The organism is Crossiella sp. SN42 (genome assembly GCF_023897065.1).
Lineage (GTDB): Bacteria > Actinomycetota > Actinomycetes > Mycobacteriales > Pseudonocardiaceae > Crossiella.
In genome coordinates this window covers 406,853-423,197 of sequence record NZ_JAMHIV010000001.1, presented here as the reverse complement: position 1 = coordinate 423,197, position 16,345 = coordinate 406,853, and the positions used below count along the sequence as shown (strand labels likewise).

Here is a 16,345-nt window from a genome sequence, read left to right as displayed (position 1 = left end):
TGGTCCAGCGGTGTCACCAGCTGGTCGGAGCCGGAGCGGCGGCCTCGACATCGGGGCGACGATAGTCTGCGGGCCATGCGAGTGCTGTTCGTGACCTCCAACGGTGTCGGGCACGCGTTCCCGGTGGTGTCGCTGGCCAGGGCCTTGGTCGCGGCTGGGCACGAGGTGCTGGTGGCGACCGCGGGGGAGGGGCTGGCGGTGCGGCAGTCCGGGTTGCCGGTGGCCGATGTCGCGCCGGGACTGACCAGGGCCGCGCTGGTCGAGCGGGTGCGGGCGGCGGAGCCGGAGGCGGTGCGGGAGATGCTGGCCGGGCGGATCAGGGACATGCGGGAGGTGGCCCGGCCGATCAGTGTGCTGGTGCGGGCGCTGGTGGACGGGGTGCTCGACCTGGCGCGGGAGTGGCGGCCGGACCTGGTGGTGCAGTCCCAGGCCCAGCACGCCGGGCTGGTGTGCGCGGGGGCGCTGGGGATTCCGTTGGCGGAGCACAACTTCGGGCTGGTGCGGGCCACCGGCATGGCGGAGCTGATGCGGGAGCTGCTGGCCGATGTGTTCCAGCGGCACGGCGCGGAACTGCCGCAGCGGCGCACGGTCCTGGACGTCGCGCCGCCCAGCATGGTGCCGGGACCGGCGGGGCGGTTGCTGCGGTACGTGCCCTACAACGGGTCCGCGCCGGTGCCGGACTGGCTGAGCGAACCGGTGGACCGGCCGCGGATCGCGGTCACGCTGGGCACGGTCGCGCCGGGGGACAGCGGAATCGGGCCGGTGGAACGGGTGCTGGCGCTGGCCGGGGAGATCGACGCGGAGTTCGTGCTCGCGCTGGGCGCGGTGGAGCTGGGTGCGTTGCCGGACAACGTGCGCGCGCCCGGCTGGTTGCCGCTCAACGCGCTGCTGCCCACCTGCGCGGCGATCGTGCACCACGGCGGCGCGGGCAGCACCATGACCGCGCTGGATGCCGGGGTGCCGCAGCTCGTGCTGCCCAGCGGCGCGGACCGCTACGTCAACGCCGACGCCGTCCGCGAGCGTGGCGTGGGTCTGTCCGCGGCGGAGGACGAGCTGGATGTGCCGCTGCTGAACCGGTTGCTCACCGACGCCGGGCTGCGGGCCGAGGCGGCCGCGGTGCGCGCGGAACTGCGCGCGATGCCCGCGCCGGAGGTGGTGGCCGCGGAGCTGGCCGAGTGGATCAGGGGCTGATCAGGTCGCCGCCGCAGGAACAGGACTGGGCGGTGCAGCGCCGGCACAGCGTGCGGTGGCAGCAGCCGCAGACCGCCAGCTCCGCGAGTGGGCCACCGGTCCGGCAGTCGCCGCAGTAGCGGGTGCTGGCCAGCAGCTCCGCGGATGGGGAACCGCTGTGCGCCAACAACTCCCGGGCCTCGGGGGTGAGGTGCGCGGACCGGCGGTGCGCGGTGAGCAGGTCCAGGCCGAGCAGCGGGTCCGGCGGGCGGCCGTCGGCCACCCACAGCTCGGCCCGGTTGCGCAGCCTGGCGAACAGCGAGCGGTCGGCTGGATCTTGTTGGCGGGCAACGGCTTCCAGCACCGCGCGGTCGCGGTGGTGGACCGGGAGCCTGGTCACCGGGCGGAGGCGGGCGATCTCGGCGCGGCTGCTGGCGTAGGCCAGTTCGCCGCGCTGGAAGGCGGCCTCGGCGAGCAGGCTGAGCTTCTTCACCGTGGTGGTGCTGCTGACCGTGCGGAAGAACTCGCGCAGCGCCCGCCATCCCGCATCCGGCGCGACCGGGCCACGCCGGCCGGCCAGCACGCAGCCGAGCAGCGCGACCAGGTCAGTGCGCAGCCCAGCGAGCTCGGCCAGCAGCCGGTCCAGCTCCGCGTACTGCCCGGCGTCCAGCAGGTCGGTCGCCTGGAGCAGCAGCCAGCGCAGGGTCATCGCGGGATCCTCGGTGCGCACCGGCTGCGCCGCCACCGTGGCCGCCATCCCCTGCTCGCCGCTGACTAGGTAGTACAACCGCATCGCGGCCAGCGCGGAGGGGCTTTCCCGGTCCGCGGCGAAGGACCGCCGGACATACGGCAGCGCGCGCGGGGGGGTCGTCCAGCATCAACCAGGACTGGGCCAGCAGCGCGGTGTCCAGCTCCGGCTCGAAGGCCCCCAGATGTTCCCAGGCCAGTGCCGCCGCGCGCAGGCGTTCGGCGTCCGCGGGCTCGCCGGTGATCTCCAGCAGCTCTGCCAACGCCTTCACCCGCAGGCAGTGGAAGCTCGGCGCGATCCCGCCGGGCAGCGCCGGATCGGCCAGCGCGCGCCCGCTCAGCTCCTCGATCCGCAGCAGCGCGGGCACGGTGTGCAACTGGTAGAGCTGGTGGCATTCCGGCAGCCAGGCCGCCCAGCCCAGCGACAGCCGCACCTCCGCCACGTCGCCCCGGCGCGGCCAGGAGTCCAGCTGGGGCAGCAGAGCCGCCAGCGGATACCGGGTCAGACCGGGATCAGCGCCCAGGAAACTCGTGTGCTCGTCGCCAAAACCCAGGTGCTGCCCACAACAGTCGATGATCTCCGCGGTGTCCGGCCGGGCCGACGGGTCCTCGGACAGTGAGCGCTCCACCAGCTTCGTCAGCCAGTCCCAGCCGATCGGGCCGTCGCTCAAGGTTCGGCCCCAGGCCCACACGTCCATCGCCGGATCGGCAGGCGCACCGGCGATCTGCTCCGGTGCGGCATAGCCCTCGGTCAGCCGCCAGCTGGTCGGCCCGCCGGTCTCGGCCAGGGTCTCCAGGTCCGCGAGGACCGTGCGCCAGCCGTCCTCGTGCGCGAAGAGCACGTTCTCCGGCTTGACATCGCCGTGCACCACCCCGTCCCGGTGCAACCGGCGCAGCGCGCAGGCCAGTGCCAGCCCGTGGTAGGCCAGCTCCGCCGGGTCGAGCCCGGCCGCGAGCCGCGGTGAAACCCTTGAGCACCACCAGGTTTCCCTCCGCGCGCCGGGCCACCAGCACCGCCTCGGCCAGCTCGCCGACCACCTCGAACTCGCCGATCCGGCCCCGGCCCGGCGCTGCCCGCAACGCCGCCGCCGCGGTCAGCGCGCGCGAGAAGTACGGCGCGGCAAGGGGATCGGTCACGCCGTCTGCAACGCCGCGTAGGCCTGGCAGACCACCAGCCAGCGCTGCCGGTGGAAGGCCACGGTCTCCTCGATCAGGCTGCTCAGCTCTTGGCCCAGCTCGCCGTCCAGCGAGGCGTAGAACCGGTCCAGCACCGCGGTTCCCGAGGTCTTGAGCTGGTGCACCGCGCTGCGCTGGATCTCACCGGTGGGGAAGTACTTGAGCACCGCCACCGCGAACGCGCGCTCCGGCTCGGTCAGCTTGGCGTCGCTGAAGGCGTGCGCCACCGCGTGCACCCGCACCCGCACCGGCTCGAACTCCAGCCGCAGCCGCCGCAGCAGGTTCGCCGCCGCGCGGACCTGGTCCGGGAAGTGCGGCATGCCGTGCTGCCAGGCCTCCGGGGTCAGTTCCAGGGCCTTGTCGAACATCAGCAGGTAGTCCCGGTGCACCGCTTCCAGGTCGGTCATCAGCTGGCGCAGCGCGGACCGCGAGCCGAAGGCGGTGGCCAGCTCGTCCACCGCGGCCAGCGCCGGCGCGGCGTTGACGTGCACGCCGCCGTGCACCACCCCGGCCTGCACGGCCGCACCGTGCACCGGGCCGGAGACCGTGTTGGCCACCTGCGGCTGCTCGTCCTCGTCCGTGCTCATGGCGACACGTTACGTGAGGACGAGGCGGAGCCCCGCCACCGGAAGCAGATCCGGTAGCGGGGCTCGCGGGGTGACTCAGAGACCGGCGGAGAACAGCAGCCGGTTGACGGTGCCGCCGGTGGTGCCACCGGAGACCTTGTTCGGGGTCGCGTTGGTGTTCAGCCAGTTGTGCACGGTGGCCGAGGGCGCGTCACCGAAGCGGGCCTTGTACAGCGCGGCCACGCCTGCCACGTGCGGGGTGGCCATCGAGGTGCCGCTCATCGAGCCGCTGCCGCCGGTGCGCACGGTGGAGATGATGTTGCTGCCGGGGGCGTAGAGGTCGACGCAGGCGCCGGTGCTGGAGAAGGAGGAGCGGGCGTCGGTGCTCTCCGAGGAGGCGACCACGGTCGCGGTCTCCACCTTGCGCGGCAGGCGGTCACAGGAGTTGCCGCCGGTGTTGCCGGCCGAGGTGGCCAGGAAGACGCCGGAGGAGATCATGTTGCGGATCGCGGTCTCCAGCGCCGCGCTGTGGGTGAAGTTCCACGAGGTGTTGGCCACCGCGGGCTTCTTCGCGTTCTGGGTGACCCAGTTGACGCCGTTGAGCATGGAGGTGGCGGTGGCGCTGCCGGAGCAGTTCATCACCTTCACGCCGTGCAGGCTGACCTTCTTGGCCACGCCGTAGGTCTTGGAGCCGATGGTGCCAGCCACGTGCGTGCCGTGGCCCTGGCAGTCGGTGTTGTTGGTGTCGATGGCGTTGTGGTCGAAGGTGGCCCGGCCCTCGAAGTCGGCGTGCGAGGGCGTGATGCCGGTGTCGATGATGTAGGCGTGCACCCCGGCGCCGGTGGCGTTGTAGGTGAAGCTCTTCGACAGCGGCAGGTCGCGCTGGTCGACCCGGTCGATGCCCCAGGACGGCGGGTTCAGCTGGGTGGCCTCCAGCGCGTCGGTGACCAGCACGTCCTGCTCGATGCTCTTGACCGCCGGGTCGCGCCGCAGCTGGCGCAGCTGGCCGGGGGTGAGCTTGGCGGAGAAGCCGGTGACCGCGGCGCTGAACTCGGCCGCGGGCTTGATGTCCAGCGCGGTGGTCAGGCTGCGGCCCCTGGCCTTGGCCGGGTCGGTCACCACGATGTAGGTGTCCGCGATGGGCTGGGTGGTCGCCGAGGCGGTGGCCAGCGACAGGGGCGCCTGGTAGGCGGGCTCGGCCATGGCGGTGGCCGCGGTCAGGGTGGACAGGGCGGCGGCTGAGAAGACCGCGAGAGCACGGTTGAGCGGATGCACGTGGTGGCTCCTTCAAGGCCCCGCCGACCGGGCTGCTCACCGCAGGGTTGGTGAACGGACTGTCGCCCGGTCGTGGGTCACCCAGCAGAGTGAACGAGTGGGTCAGCGCAGGTCAATGGGGCTGATCAAATGTCTGCCACGGTCCATCCGTTCTGCGGTGCGGCTTCCTTCTTCCGGACGAGGTGAGTCGGGGGTTGCGCTCGGCCCCCTGGTCAGGGCAGGGGGCCGAGCACCGTCGGCACGGCCTACTCCGCGAGCACCTCGTCGGCGAACCGGTTCAGGTTGGCCAGCATCCGCTCCGCGCGCTCCTCGGTGCTCAGCGACTCCTTCGGGTTCGGCACCGCGGGCTTGCGCCGCCCGCGCACGTACAGCGAGCAGGCCAGGTCCGCGCACAGGTAGGTGCCGACGGTGTTGCCCAGCTTCCCGGCCGCCCCGGCCCGGCGCGCGGCGAACAGCGCCACATCGCCGGTGCCGTGCGTGGTGAGGCAGAACGCGCACATGGACTGCTTGATCCGGCCCGGCGTGGCCGCCAGCGCCAGCCCGACCACCTCGCTGCCGCGCGGGAAGACGACATAGCCGTTGCCGGTCGCCTTGGGGTCCCGCCAGCCCAGGAAGTCCAGCTCGGTCCAGTCGATCTCGGTCAGCTTCCCGGGCAGCGCGAGCCGTTTGGCCTCGCCCTTGGAGCAGTTGGCGAAGGACGCCCGGATGGTGTTCTCAGCTAGCGGTTCCACCATCCGATCATCAGCGCGCGGCCGGAGCCCGGCAACTCATTAACCCGTCAGCTCGCTGCCCCACTCGTGCAGCGCGACCAGTACCGGCCACAGCGCCCTGCCCCGTTCGGTGAGCTCGTACTCCACCCTCGGCGGGATCTCCGGGTACAGCGTGCGGGTCAGCACACCCTCGTGCTCCAGCGCCCGCAACCGGTCGGTGAGCGTCTTGGCGCTCGGACTGCCCAGCGCGGTCCGCAGCTCGCCGAAGCGCAGCGGTCCGCACATCAGCTCGCGCACCAGCAGCGTGGTCCACTTCCCGGTGAGCACCCCCAGCGCCCGCTCCACCGCCCCCGGCTGGGCCTGTCCGCAAACCCCCTGCTCAACCCCAGTTGCCATACCGAAACTATGCCACTTGCTGGGTACCGTTGGCCGCCTGCGCCTAGCGTCCCCGGCATGATCATCGCAGTGCACGGGGCCACCGGCCTCCAAGGCGCACCGGTCGTCCGGCAGCTCCTCGCCCAGAGCCACGAAGTCCGCGCCCTCGCCCGCAACCCGCACCACGCGCCCGCCGGCGCTCACCCCACTCCCGTCGACCTGGCCGACCCCGCGTCCCTCGCCGCCGCCTACCGCGGGGCCGACGTGGTGGTCGTGCAGTTCCCGGTCATCTTCAGCGAGGTGATCCTCGCCCAGGCCGACGCCATCCTGAAAGCCTTGTCCGGCAACAAGGTTGAGCACGTCATCTTCAACACCAGCGCCGGCATCCAGCGCACCGAGACCGGACATCCCTTCCTGGACGCCAGGTTCCGCCTCATCCGCGACCTGCCCGAGCTCGCCCCCACGGTCTCCGTCCTCGGTCCCGCCGCCCTGTACAACGAGGTCCTCGCCGACCCGTGGACGGTGGCGGGCAACGAGATCCGGCACCCGCTGCCGCCCGAGCTGGCCCTGCCGTGGGTGGCGGCCGAGGACGTGGCCACCGCGATCGGCGAACTGCTCACCGAACCGGTGTCCGCCCAGCTGATCGGCGGCCCGGAGGACCTCACCGGCTTCCAGGTGGCGCAGGTGCTCTCGGCGGTGCTGGGCCGCGAACTGCGCTGGCGCACAACGGAAATCGAGGAGTTCCGGGAGCTGATGACCCCGCACCTGGGCGCGGAGGTGGCGGCTGGGGTGGCCGGGTCCTACACGGCGGTGACCGCCGACACGATGGATCCGGCGCTGGTGCGGCGCGGCACCACCAGCCTCCGCGACTGGGCCGAACGGTGGCCCTGGGCGGCTGTTTGACCCATTTTCGCTCCGCGCGGTACCCGACCGGCTACCCTCGGTCACCATGTCGGAGAAGGAGTTCGTCGGCGTGGCCGGGCCGGTGGTCCGGCCACGCATGGTGACCACCTCGGTCGGGATCACCCAGGCCCGCGGCAACCTGCCGCCGCCGCCTGCCCCCGTGGTCAACCGGACCGCGGAACTCGCCACCCTGTCGGGGCTGGCCGGTCCGCGGCCCCTGGTGGTCGGTGGCGCGGCGGGCGTCGGCAAGACCAGCCTGGTCCTGCACTGGGCCGAGCGGCAGACGCACCGGTTTCCCGACGGCCGGTTCTACTTCCGCTCGGCCCGGCTGCCGCTGCGCCGCCTGCTTGTCCAGCTCGGGGCGGACCACGCGGCGGTGCCCGAGGGGCTGGACGCGCAACTGGCGCTGCTGCGGCGCGCGACAGAGCTCCAGCGGATCTTGGTGGTGCTGGACGAGATCGAGGACCCGGTTCCGGTTCGCGAACTGCTGGACGGTGTGCTCGGCCTGACAGTGCTGATCATCAGCCGAACCGAGGTGGATGCCGCGCTGGTGCTGCCGCCGACCGCGTTGCCCTCCTCGGTCGAGGAGGCATGGCAGGGGCTGACCGAGGCAGGCCGGGAGGCGCTGTATCTGATCGCCCATCTGCCCGGAACCGACCTCGGCGAGGAGACCTTCCGGGCACTCACCGGCGACCCGAGCAGCGACCGGGCGGCGGAGCTGGTGCGGGCGGGGGTGCTGGAGCGGCACGGCGGGCGGCTCCGGATCCCCTCGGCGGTCCGCCACCACCTGCCGCCGCTGGACCAGGCGATGGGGGTCGAGCACTACCTGCGCCACGCCCTGGCGGCGGGCCAGAAGCTGTCCCCGCACCGCCCGCTCCCTCGGCACTGGGACCGCAAGATCGGGTTCTTCACCGACGCGGCAGCCGCACTCGCCTGGCTGGACGAGGAGCACCACAACCTGCTCGCCGCCCAGCGTCGCTGCCTCGAACTCCATCGGCACACCGAAGCCTGGCGGCTGGCCTGGGCGCTGGAGACCTACCACCGCCGCCGGGGCCTGCTCGGCGACCTGGCCACCCAATGGCAGGCCGCGCTGGTCAGCGCCGCGCTGACCAGGGACACCGCCGGACAGTTGCTGGCCCGCCAGGTGCTCGCCGACCTGGACAACCCGGTCGAACGCACGCCGGAAGCGGCCACCCTGGAAGGCATCGCCGCCGTGCACGCCGAACTCGGCGACTACACCGCCGCCAAGCTCAACTGGGACCGCGTCCAGGACCTCTGCCGCGGCCCGGCCACCGAGGTCACCGTCTACACCACCTCCGACAACGGGGAAGCGCTGTGCCAGGCCGTGGCCGAGCTGCTCCAGGTCGCCGGGTTCGAGTTGGCCGGGGCCGAGCCGCCGGTGCGCGGCTCCTGGTTCCAGCGGTTCCGGGTGCGCGGGGACAGCAAGGCCGTGGACAAGCTGGGTGAGCTGGCCGGGAAGCTGGAGCGGGCCGCGGAGCTGAAGTACATCGCCACCCCGCGCTCGGAGAACGACGAGCGGGAGGCCAGCGCGATCGCGAAGCTGGCCGAGGCGATGAAGGAGGTGGACGAGGTGGTGATCCGGACGTCCTCCGTGCTGTTCGTCAAGACCGGCGGCTGCGTCATGTCCATCGTGCTCAGCGAGGACCAGATCCGCTGTCTCGACCGCAACCCCCAGTTGATGCGCGCGCCGGGGCAGGTGCTGGACGCGCTCGCTGAGCTGGTGCGTGCCGAGCCGGTGCCGCTGGCGGTGGAGGGACAGACCGGGTAGGCGCGGCCCGGATGGGGTAGACCGGTGCTATGCCGAGACGAATCGTGCCGGTGGTGGGGCTGGCGGTGCTGCTCGCGGGCTGTGGCGGCGGCAACCCGACCGCACCCGGTGGCAGCACCCCAGCGCCCACCAGCAACCCGGCCTCCGCGACCAGCGCGCCGCCGCCGACCTCCGTGCCGGGGGAGCTGACATTGCACGGCAAAGTCAGCGCGGGGGTGGAGGCGAACTGCCTGATCATGGAGTCCGGTGGCAAGCAGTACCTGCTGGTCGGCGGGGACCCCTCGGTGGTCAAGCCCGGCGCGGAGGTCGAGGTGCGCGGGGTGGTCAAGCCGGACCTGGTCTCCACCTGTCAGCAGGGCGAGCCGCTGGAGATCAGTTCCGCGAAGGCCCGCTGAGCGTCACTCCTCGATCGCGCCGCCCACCGCGCGCAGGTGCTCGCGGAAGGTCAGTGCCGGGTTGTCCCGCCGCGCCGCCAGGTAGCCGTCGAAGCCGACCTGGGCGCGCAGCGACACCCCGGCGCGGATTCGTTCGGCCTGCCGGCGCTCGGTGTCCCGGATGCCCTCGGCCAGCGCCAGCAGCTTCCCGGCCCGCTCGGCAGGTGCGAACAGCACGCCGTCCTCGTCGCCGAAGACCAGGTCCGCGGTGGTCACCGTGCACTCTCCGACCCTGGCGGCGGTCAGCGCGTCGGCCGGGCGCGGGTCCAGGCGCAGCGGGCCGGTGGCCAGGCTGCCCTGGCTGAACAGCGGCAGGCCGATCGCGCGCAGGTCGGCGGTGTCCCGGTGCAGGCCCCAGATCACCACGCCCTGGACGCCGGCCAGCTGGGCCTCCAGCGCGGCCAGGTCGCCGACGCAGGCCTCGTCGGTGCGGCCGCCGTTGTCCACCACCAGCACGTCGCCGGGCTCGGCCTGCTCGTAGGCCTCCAGGAAGACGTCCACGCTGCCCACGTGCCGGGCGGGTAGCGCGCGGCCGGACACCCGCGCCCCAGGGAACAGCGGCAGCATCGGCGCGGGCGCGCAGCGCACCGGCACCCCGGCCCGCACGCAGGCGTCGGCCAGGTGCGCGGTGGTCAGGGTGGCGAATCGGCGGACCAGCTCATGAGTGTCCATGGTTTCCTTTTCCGGCAAGGGTTTTCTCGAACCAGTGGTGGGCGTAGGGCTCCTCGTTGAACGCCGGGACCTCGCGGTAACCGGCCGCCCGGTACAGCCCGATCGCCTCGGTCAGCGACCGGTTGGTCTCCAGCCGCACCGCCCGCGCCCCGTGCGCGAGGGCCCTGGCCTCCAGCTCCGCCAGCAGCCGCCGCCCCACGCCGAGACCGCGGACCGCGGGGGAGACCCACATGCGTTTGATCTCCGCGTACGCCGGCGGGTGCGGCTTGAGCGCGCCGCAGCCCACCGGCTCCCCGTGCAGCGTGGCCACCAGCAGCAGCCCGTGCGGCAGGGTCAGCTCCGCGTCCTCGGCCGGGATGCTGCGCGCCGGGTCGAAGCCGCCGTCGAACCGCCCGGCCAGCTCGGCGAAGTAGGCGGCCAGGCAGTGCCGCGCGGCGGGCTGCCACGGGTCCACCACCGCCACCTCGACCATCGAAACCGCCAGCAACCGCTCCACCTCGGCCATCGCACCGATCAGCCGGTCCCGCTGGGCGCCGTTGAGCGGCGCCAGCATCGAGGCCGCCAGCTGATCGGAGAGCCGGTCCAGCTCGGCCCGCTCGGCCAGCCCGGCCGCGGTCAGCCTGGCCACCCGGACCCGCCCGTCCGTCCCCGGTCCGACCTCGACCAGGCCTTCGGCGGTCAGCGCGCGCAGCATCCGGCTCAGGTACCCGGAGTCCAGGTCCAGCCGCGCCCGCAGCTCCCGCACCTCGAGGCCGTCCGCGCCGATCTCCCACAGCACCCGGCACTGGCCCAGCGGCCGGCCCCGGGACAGGTAGGCCTCATCCAGCGCGCCGAGCCGCTGGGTGACGGTCCGGTTGAACCGCCGCACCCCCTCGATCAGCCCAGGCTCCATTCTCTGACCTTAGTCAGCAAATCAAGCCCGTGGGGAGCTATGTTGTGGCTAAGATCGAGACCGACGCGGCGGGAGAGGATCAGCATGGTGTTGCCCGTGCCCGGCTGGCTGTGGGCCGCCACCGTCGCCGCCCTGATCCTGCTGCTGGCGGTGGACCTGCTGCTGGCCGTGCGCCGCCCGCACGCGGTCGGGGTGCGCGAGGCGACCGCGTGGCTGGTCTTCTACTTCGGCCTGGCGGTGGTGTTCGCGGCCGGGGTGTGGGTCTTCGGCGGGCCAGGGCCCGGGATCGACTTCGTGACCGGCTACCTGACCGAGTACTCGCTCAGCGTGGACAACCTGTTCGTGTTCGTGGTGATCCTGTCCGCATTCGCCGTGCCCGCGGTGCACCAGCAGCGGGTGCTGCTGTTCGGCATCGTGATCGCGCTGGTGCTGCGGGCCGCGCTGATCTTCCTCGGCGGCGCGGCGATCAACCAGTTCAGCTGGGTGTTCTGGATCTTCGGCGGGTTCCTGGTGTTCACCGCGGTGCAGCTGGCCCGGCAGCGGGAGCAGAGCCACGAGTACCAGGAGGGGGCGCTGGTCCGGTTGCTGCGCAGGCGGTTCCGGGTCACCGAGGACTACGTGGGCGGCCGGTCGCTGGTGCGCATCGACGGCAAGCTGTGGCTGACCCCGATGTTCGTGGTGATGGTCGCGGTCGGCTCGGCCGACCTGCTCTTCGCGGTGGACTCCATCCCGGCCATCTACGGCATCACCCAGGACACCTACCTGGTCTTCGCCGCCAACGCCTTCGCCCTGCTCGGCCTGCGCCAGCTGTACTTCCTGATCGGCCACCTGCTGGACCGGCTGATCTACCTCTCCTACGGCCTGGCGGTGATCCTCGGCTTCATCGGCGTGAAACTGATCTTCCACGCGCTGAAGAAGAACGAGTTGCCCTTCCTCAACGGCGGTGAACCGGTCGGCTGGGTGCCCGAGATCAGCAACTGGCTGTCGCTGGGCGTGGTGGCCGGAGTGCTGGTGGTGACCGCGGTGGTGAGCCTGGTCGCGACCCGGCGGCGGGCGGCCTGAGCGCGGGTAGCGTGCGGATCATGACCTCGCGCCACATCCCCTGCCGGGCCGTGCTCTTCGACTGCGACGGCGTGCTCGTCGACTCCACCGGCCCCGCCGAGGACGCCTGGCGGCAGTGGGCCATCGAGCACGGCCTCGACCCCGAGGTGGTCCTGGACGGCATGCACGGCGTGCGCTCCCAGGACACCGTGGCCAAGTACCTGCCCGAGGACCAGCGGGCGGCGGGCAACGCGCGGATCGAGGAGATCGAGGTCAGCGGGGCCGAGGGCACGGTGCCGATCGCCGGCATCCCGGCCCTGCTGGCCGGCCTGCCGGAGAACTGGGCGGTGGTCACCTCGGCCACCCTGCCGCTGCTGCGCGCCCGGCTGGCCGCGGCCGGGCTGCCGCTGCCCTCGGTGGTGGTGACCGCCGAGCTGGTCGGCGCGGGCAAGCCCGACCCGGAGGGCTACCTGCTCGCCGCGCGGCGGCTGGGCGTGCCGATCGGGGAGTGCGTGGTGGTGGAGGACAGCGCCGCGGGCATCCAGGCCGGGCTGGCCGCAGGCGCCGGGCACGTGCTCGGGGTGGGCAAAGAGGAGCACCTGGACCTGGCGCACAGCGCGGTCCCCGACCTGACCGGCGTGAGCTGGGACGGCGCCGGCCTGCGGGTCGGCTGATCCCCCTGACGCGCGCCGGCGCCGACCCGCGGTAGGCGCGGATCGGCGCCGTGGCGCGCGCGAGGCCGGGTCAGCCGCGCTGCTCCTGGTTGCGGTCGAGGAACTCGCCCGCCTTGTCCTGGGCCTTGTCCACCTTGTCCGAGTGCTTGCCGCCGGTGCGCTCGTCGATCATGTCGCCGACCTTCTGCACGCCGTCCTTGGCCTTGTCGGAGTGCTGGCCGAGCGCGTCCTTGGCCTTGTCCATGAAGCTCATGGCGATGTCCCTTCCTGTTCGGTCGGTACCTCCCGTCCTGCGTTCCCGTTAGATCGGGAAAACCACCTCTCCTACCGCATCAGCGGTCACTCGTTCGGGGGACAAGACCCCGGCCTTGCCTAAGCGCACGTCCTGTGGTTCATTAGTGGAGTAACGAACCACAGGACCGGAGTCCGGATGTTCAACGACGGCAGTCCGATCTACCGGCAGATCGCCGAGCGGATCGAGGCGGACGTGCTCAGCGGGACGCTGGCCGCGGACGAGCAGGTCATGTCGACCAACCAGTACGCCGCCTTCTACCGGATCAACCCGGCGACGGCGGCCAAGGCGTTCCAGCAGCTGGTCGAACGGGGTGTGCTCTACAAGAAGCGAGGTCTGGGGATGTTCGTCAGTCCGGATGCCCGGGAGCTGTTGCGGGCCCGGCGGGGGGAGCGGTTCTTCGCCGACGTGGTGGACCCGATGGTCGCGCAGGCCAAGGCGATCGGGATCCCGGCCGAGGAGATCGTGCGGCGGATCCGGGAGCTGACCGAGGAGGAGGGGGCATGACGCTCACCGTGGAGGTGGCGGGGCTCGGCCTGCGCTACGGCGCGACCACCGCGTTGCGGGACATCGGGTTCCGGCTGACCGGGCCGGGGATCTGCGGGGTGCTGGGCCGCAACGGCTCCGGCAAGACCAGCCTGCTCTCGGTGCTGGCCGCGTTCCGGCGGCCCAGCGAGGGGACCGTGCTGCTGGACGGGGAGCCGGTGTTCGAGAACCCGCGCAACACCAGGCGGATCTGCCTGATCCGCGAGGCCGGGGACACCGTGGAGAGCGGCGACCGGGTGGGCGGCGCGCTGGACCTGGCCGCGGAGCTGCGCCAGGACTGGGACCAGGAGTACGCGGAGGAGCTGCTGGCCAAGTTCCGCATCGGGCCGAAGCAGCGGCTGAGCGAGCTGTCCAGGGGACGCCGGTCGGCGCTGGGCGTGGTGCTGGGACTGGCCAGCCGGGCGCCGCTGACCATCTTCGACGAGACCTACCTCGGCATGGACGCGCCGGCGCGGATGACCTTCTACGACGAGCTGCTCGCCGACCACATCGCGCACCCGCGCACCTTCCTGCTGGCCAGCCACCTCATCGACGAGATGGCGCCGCTGCTGGAACGGGTGCTGCTGCTGGACAACGGCAGGCTGGCCGTCTTCGAGGAGGCCGAGGACCTGCGCTCGCGCGGGGTGTCGGTGACCGGAGACGAGGACGCGGTGGCCCAGATCGTGGCCGGGCTTGAGGTCATCGGCGAGCGGCGGCTGGGCCGGACCCGGCAGGCCGTGGTGTACGGGGAGCTGGACGCCGACCGGCGGGCCGCGGCCGAGGTGGCCGGGGTCGAGGTGGGGCCGTTGTCCTTGCAGGAGCTCATCGTCCACCTCACCGGAGCGGAGGAGCGGGCATGAGCGGGTATCGGCTGACCCGGTTCCCCCTGCCGGGGATCTTCGCCTTCGTGGCGCTGCTGTGGCTGGCCTTCGCGGTGGTGATCGGCCTGGTGCTGGCCGCGATCGCGGTGTTCGGCACGGTCACCGGGAGCGTGTGGGACACCGCGGTGCAGTTCACCATGTGGTTCGCCTTCGGCTTCACCGCGTGGCTGACCTACACCTACCTGCCGGTGTACGTGGCGCACGGGATCACCCGGCGCGAGTACGCGGCGCGGGTGGCCGGCTTCGTCGGAGGGCTGGCCGTGCTGATGGCGGTGCTGACCGCGATCGGCTACCTGGCCGAGGCCGGGGTGTACGCGCTGGCCGACTGGCCGCACGTGCTTGCCGGGGAACGGCATTTCCGCTCCGCCACCGAGGTGCCGCTGGTGCTGCTGGTCCAGCTGCTCAACTTCGGCGCGGTCAGCGCGACCGGCGCGCTGCTCGCCGCCGTCTCGTACCGCAACCACCTGTTCGGGGTGCTGCTGGTGCTGCCGGTGGCCGCGGTGGCGGTCGGCGCGGCCAACGTGGTCACCGGCACCGGGGCCGGGGTGTTCCTCGGCAAGTTCGTCCAGCTCGGCCCGGCCTCGCTGGCGGTGGGCACGCCGGTGTGCCTGGCGCTGATCGCGCTGCTGCTGGGCGGAACCTGGTTGCTGCTGCGCGATGCCGACATCCGCCAGTGACCACTTAGGACTGTCTACAAAGGAGATTGGGGAGCATGGCCGTCATCGAGGTGGAGAACCTGCACAAGCGGTACCGGGACACGGTAGCGGTGCGGGACATCGGGTTCCGGATCGAGGAGGGAGAGATCTTCGGCATCGCCGGGCTGAACGGCGCGGGCAAGACCACCACCGTGGAGTGCGTGGAAGGGTTGCGCCGCCCGGACAGCGGGCGGGTGCGGGTGCTCGGGCTGGACCCGTGGCGGGACCGGGCCCGGCTGCGGCAGGTGGTTGGCTCCCAGCTGCAGGACAGCATGCTGCCGGAGAAGATCCGGGTCGGCGAGGCGCTGCGGCTGTTCCGCGCCTTCTACGCCCAGGGCGCCGATCCGGACGAGCTGCTGGCCGAGCTGAACCTGGAAGCCAAGCGGGACACCGCCTTCGCGGCGCTCTCCGGCGGGCAGCGGCAGCGGCTGTCCATCGCGCTGGCGCTGATCGGCAAACCGCGGGTCGTGGTGCTCGACGAGCTGACCACCGGCCTGGACCCGGCGGCCCGGCGGCGCACCTGGGCGCTGATCGAGAAGATCCGCGGCACCGGGGTGACCGTCGTGCTGGTCACCCACTTCATGGACGAGGCCGACCGGCTGTGTGACCGGCTGGCCATCTTCCACCGGGGCCGGGTGGCCGCCCTGGACACCCCGGCCAACCTGCGCGCCCAGCTCGCCCGCACCCGAGGCGTGCCGGACGTGCCGCTGGAAGAGGTCTTCCTGGACCACACCGGCGAGCTCCCCGAAGCAGTGGAGGTGGAAGCATGACGACCCTGACCGCGTTGCCCCGCAGCACCGGCTGGCGCGCCCTGGTGGCCAGCGAGGCCCGGCTGCTCTGGCGCGATCCCGGCGGCCTGGTCCTGCCGGTCGCCCTGCCGTTGCTGCTCATGGTGATGAACGGCATGGGGGCCAAGGCCCTCGCCCCGCCGGGCGCGGTCCGCGCCTTCGACACCCTGGCCACCCCGGTGGTGCTGGGCATGATCGTGGCCACCACTGGGCTGGTGAACGTGCCCGCGGTGCTGGTGGCCTACCGCACCACCGGGGTGCTGCGCCGGATGTCGACCACCCCGGTCAGCCCGGTGGCGCTGCTCGGCGCGCAGGTCCTGGTCAACCTGGCCCTGTCCGCCTTCGGCATCACCCTGGCGCTGACCGTGGCCACGCTGGCCTTCGACCTGCGCGCCCCGGCCGCGCCACTGGCCGCCGGGATGGCCTTGCTGCTGGGGGTCTTCGCCAACTACGCGCTCGGCGTGCTGCTGGCCGCGGTGGCGCCCTCGGCGAACGCGGTGGTCGGCATCGGACTGGTGGCCTTCTTCGCCACCTTCGCCGCCGGTGGTGGGTTCATGCCCGCGGAACGGCTGCCGAGGTGGCTGGCCGCGATCGGTGAGTTCACCCCGTTCGGCGCGATGCTGCGGGCGATGCGGGACGCCTGGTCGGGGGCCGGGTTCTCGGTGTTCCACCTGGTGGTGCTGGCCGCGCTGGGAGTGGTGCTGACCGCGTTGTCGGTCCGGCTGTTCCGCTGGAGCTGA

The 16,345-nt window shown here is 72.4% G+C and carries 20 protein-coding genes; 11 read left to right on the top strand and 9 right to left on the bottom strand.

The features are described 5' to 3' along the window. The first annotated feature begins 75 nt into the window (after positions 1 to 75). On the top strand, positions 76 to 1,191 hold the full coding sequence (locus M8C13_RS01780) for a nucleotide disphospho-sugar-binding domain-containing protein (RefSeq protein WP_252478628.1): 1,116 nt from the start codon (positions 76 to 78) through the stop codon (positions 1,189 to 1,191). On the opposite strand, the gene M8C13_RS44980 is transcribed toward M8C13_RS01780, so the two are convergent. The 6 genes from M8C13_RS44980 to M8C13_RS01750 all read right to left on the bottom strand — a co-directional run bounded on the left by M8C13_RS44980 (position 1,181) and on the right by M8C13_RS01750 (position 6,040). Beyond that, positions 1,181 to 1,879 carry a hypothetical protein gene (locus M8C13_RS44980; protein WP_305883910.1) on the bottom strand — a complete coding sequence of 233 codons (699 nt, stop codon included), beginning with the start codon at positions 1,877 to 1,879 and terminating at the stop codon, positions 1,181 to 1,183. The two genes, M8C13_RS01780 and M8C13_RS44980, sit on opposite strands and share 11 nt — an antisense overlap. Then, entirely contained in the window at positions 1,776 to 2,825 is a 1,050-nt protein-coding gene (locus M8C13_RS01770; RefSeq protein WP_256508477.1) for a hypothetical protein, read from the bottom strand. Before M8C13_RS01770 ends, M8C13_RS44980 begins: the two co-directional genes overlap by 104 nt. 225 nt (positions 2,826 to 3,050) lie before the next feature. Further along, positions 3,051 to 3,680: a hypothetical protein gene (locus M8C13_RS01765; RefSeq protein ID WP_252478626.1), complete on the bottom strand. Its 630-nt coding sequence runs from the start codon at positions 3,678 to 3,680 to the stop codon at positions 3,051 to 3,053. Between the two features lie 75 nt (positions 3,681 to 3,755). Next, positions 3,756 to 4,934, bottom strand: a complete 1,179-nt coding sequence (locus M8C13_RS01760) for a S8 family peptidase (RefSeq protein WP_252478625.1) — start codon at positions 4,932 to 4,934, stop codon at positions 3,756 to 3,758. A 245-nt stretch (positions 4,935 to 5,179) separates the two neighbouring features. After that, positions 5,180 to 5,665, bottom strand: a complete 486-nt coding sequence (locus M8C13_RS01755) for an FBP domain-containing protein (protein WP_252478624.1) — start codon at positions 5,663 to 5,665, stop codon at positions 5,180 to 5,182. A 39-nt stretch (positions 5,666 to 5,704) separates the two neighbouring features. Continuing rightward, a complete protein-coding gene (locus tag M8C13_RS01750; protein WP_252478623.1) occupies positions 5,705 to 6,040 on the bottom strand; it encodes a helix-turn-helix domain-containing protein in 336 nt (111 codons plus the stop codon). Between the two features lie 57 nt (positions 6,041 to 6,097). Here M8C13_RS01750 and M8C13_RS01745 point away from each other — a divergent pair, with 57 nt between their 5' ends. The 3 genes from M8C13_RS01745 to M8C13_RS01735 are packed head-to-tail and all read left to right on the top strand — an operon-like array spanning position 6,098 to position 9,106. Continuing rightward, positions 6,098 to 6,922 carry an SDR family oxidoreductase gene (locus M8C13_RS01745; protein ID WP_252478622.1) on the top strand — a complete coding sequence of 275 codons (825 nt, stop codon included), beginning with the start codon at positions 6,098 to 6,100 and terminating at the stop codon, positions 6,920 to 6,922. A gap of 46 nt (positions 6,923 to 6,968) precedes the next feature. Further along, a complete protein-coding gene (locus M8C13_RS01740; RefSeq protein WP_252478621.1) occupies positions 6,969 to 8,711 on the top strand; it encodes a hypothetical protein in 1,743 nt (580 codons plus the stop codon). A gap of 29 nt (positions 8,712 to 8,740) precedes the next feature. After that, a complete protein-coding gene (locus tag M8C13_RS01735; RefSeq protein ID WP_252478620.1) occupies positions 8,741 to 9,106 on the top strand; it encodes a hypothetical protein in 366 nt (121 codons plus the stop codon). Positions 9,107 to 9,109: 3 nt separating this feature from the next. On the opposite strand, the gene M8C13_RS01730 is transcribed toward M8C13_RS01735, so the two are convergent. Together M8C13_RS01730 and M8C13_RS01725 are read right to left on the bottom strand one after the other, a co-directional pair. Further along, positions 9,110 to 9,817, bottom strand: coding sequence for an RraA family protein (locus tag M8C13_RS01730; protein WP_252478619.1), 708 nt, complete (start codon positions 9,815 to 9,817; stop codon positions 9,110 to 9,112). Then, positions 9,804 to 10,709, bottom strand: coding sequence for a helix-turn-helix domain-containing GNAT family N-acetyltransferase (locus M8C13_RS01725; RefSeq protein ID WP_252478618.1), 906 nt, complete (start codon positions 10,707 to 10,709; stop codon positions 9,804 to 9,806). The genes M8C13_RS01730 and M8C13_RS01725 overlap by 14 nt, the downstream gene beginning before the upstream one ends. An 84-nt stretch (positions 10,710 to 10,793) precedes the next feature. Here M8C13_RS01725 and M8C13_RS01720 point away from each other — a divergent pair, with 84 nt between their 5' ends. Both M8C13_RS01720 and M8C13_RS01715 read left to right on the top strand, forming a co-directional pair. Further along, positions 10,794 to 11,771, top strand: a complete 978-nt coding sequence (locus M8C13_RS01720) for a TerC/Alx family metal homeostasis membrane protein (protein ID WP_308202751.1) — start codon at positions 10,794 to 10,796, stop codon at positions 11,769 to 11,771. A 20-nt stretch (positions 11,772 to 11,791) separates the two neighbouring features. Beyond that, complete coding sequence (locus tag M8C13_RS01715) at positions 11,792 to 12,424, top strand: HAD-IA family hydrolase (protein ID WP_252478617.1); 633 nt, start codon at positions 11,792 to 11,794, stop codon at positions 12,422 to 12,424. Positions 12,425 to 12,494: 70 nt separating this feature from the next. Here M8C13_RS01715 and M8C13_RS01710 read toward each other — a convergent pair whose 3' ends face one another. Further along, positions 12,495 to 12,677 (bottom strand): antitoxin, encoded by a 183-nt coding sequence (locus M8C13_RS01710; protein ID WP_252478616.1) that lies wholly within the window; start codon positions 12,675 to 12,677, stop codon positions 12,495 to 12,497. Between the two features lie 177 nt (positions 12,678 to 12,854). Here M8C13_RS01710 and M8C13_RS01705 point away from each other — a divergent pair, with 177 nt between their 5' ends. Genes M8C13_RS01705 through M8C13_RS01685 form a run of 5 tightly spaced genes read left to right on the top strand, consistent with a single transcriptional unit; the run spans position 12,855 to position 16,345 of the window. Then, the gene (locus M8C13_RS01705) at positions 12,855 to 13,223 is read left to right on the top strand and encodes a GntR family transcriptional regulator (protein ID WP_252478615.1); all 369 of its coding nucleotides are present in this window, start codon (positions 12,855 to 12,857) and stop codon (positions 13,221 to 13,223) included. After that, positions 13,220 to 14,101 (top strand): ABC transporter ATP-binding protein, encoded by an 882-nt coding sequence (locus M8C13_RS01700; RefSeq protein WP_252478614.1) that lies wholly within the window; start codon positions 13,220 to 13,222, stop codon positions 14,099 to 14,101. Before M8C13_RS01705 ends, M8C13_RS01700 begins: the two co-directional genes overlap by 4 nt. After that, positions 14,098 to 14,799, top strand: coding sequence for a hypothetical protein (locus M8C13_RS01695; RefSeq protein WP_252478613.1), 702 nt, complete (start codon positions 14,098 to 14,100; stop codon positions 14,797 to 14,799). Before M8C13_RS01700 ends, M8C13_RS01695 begins: the two co-directional genes overlap by 4 nt. Positions 14,800 to 14,834: 35 nt before the next feature. Next, positions 14,835 to 15,587 carry an ABC transporter ATP-binding protein gene (locus tag M8C13_RS01690; RefSeq protein ID WP_252478612.1) on the top strand — a complete coding sequence of 251 codons (753 nt, stop codon included), beginning with the start codon at positions 14,835 to 14,837 and terminating at the stop codon, positions 15,585 to 15,587. Next, positions 15,584 to 16,345 (top strand): ABC transporter permease, encoded by a 762-nt coding sequence (locus M8C13_RS01685; RefSeq protein WP_252478611.1) that lies wholly within the window; start codon positions 15,584 to 15,586, stop codon positions 16,343 to 16,345. The genes M8C13_RS01690 and M8C13_RS01685 overlap by 4 nt, the downstream gene beginning before the upstream one ends.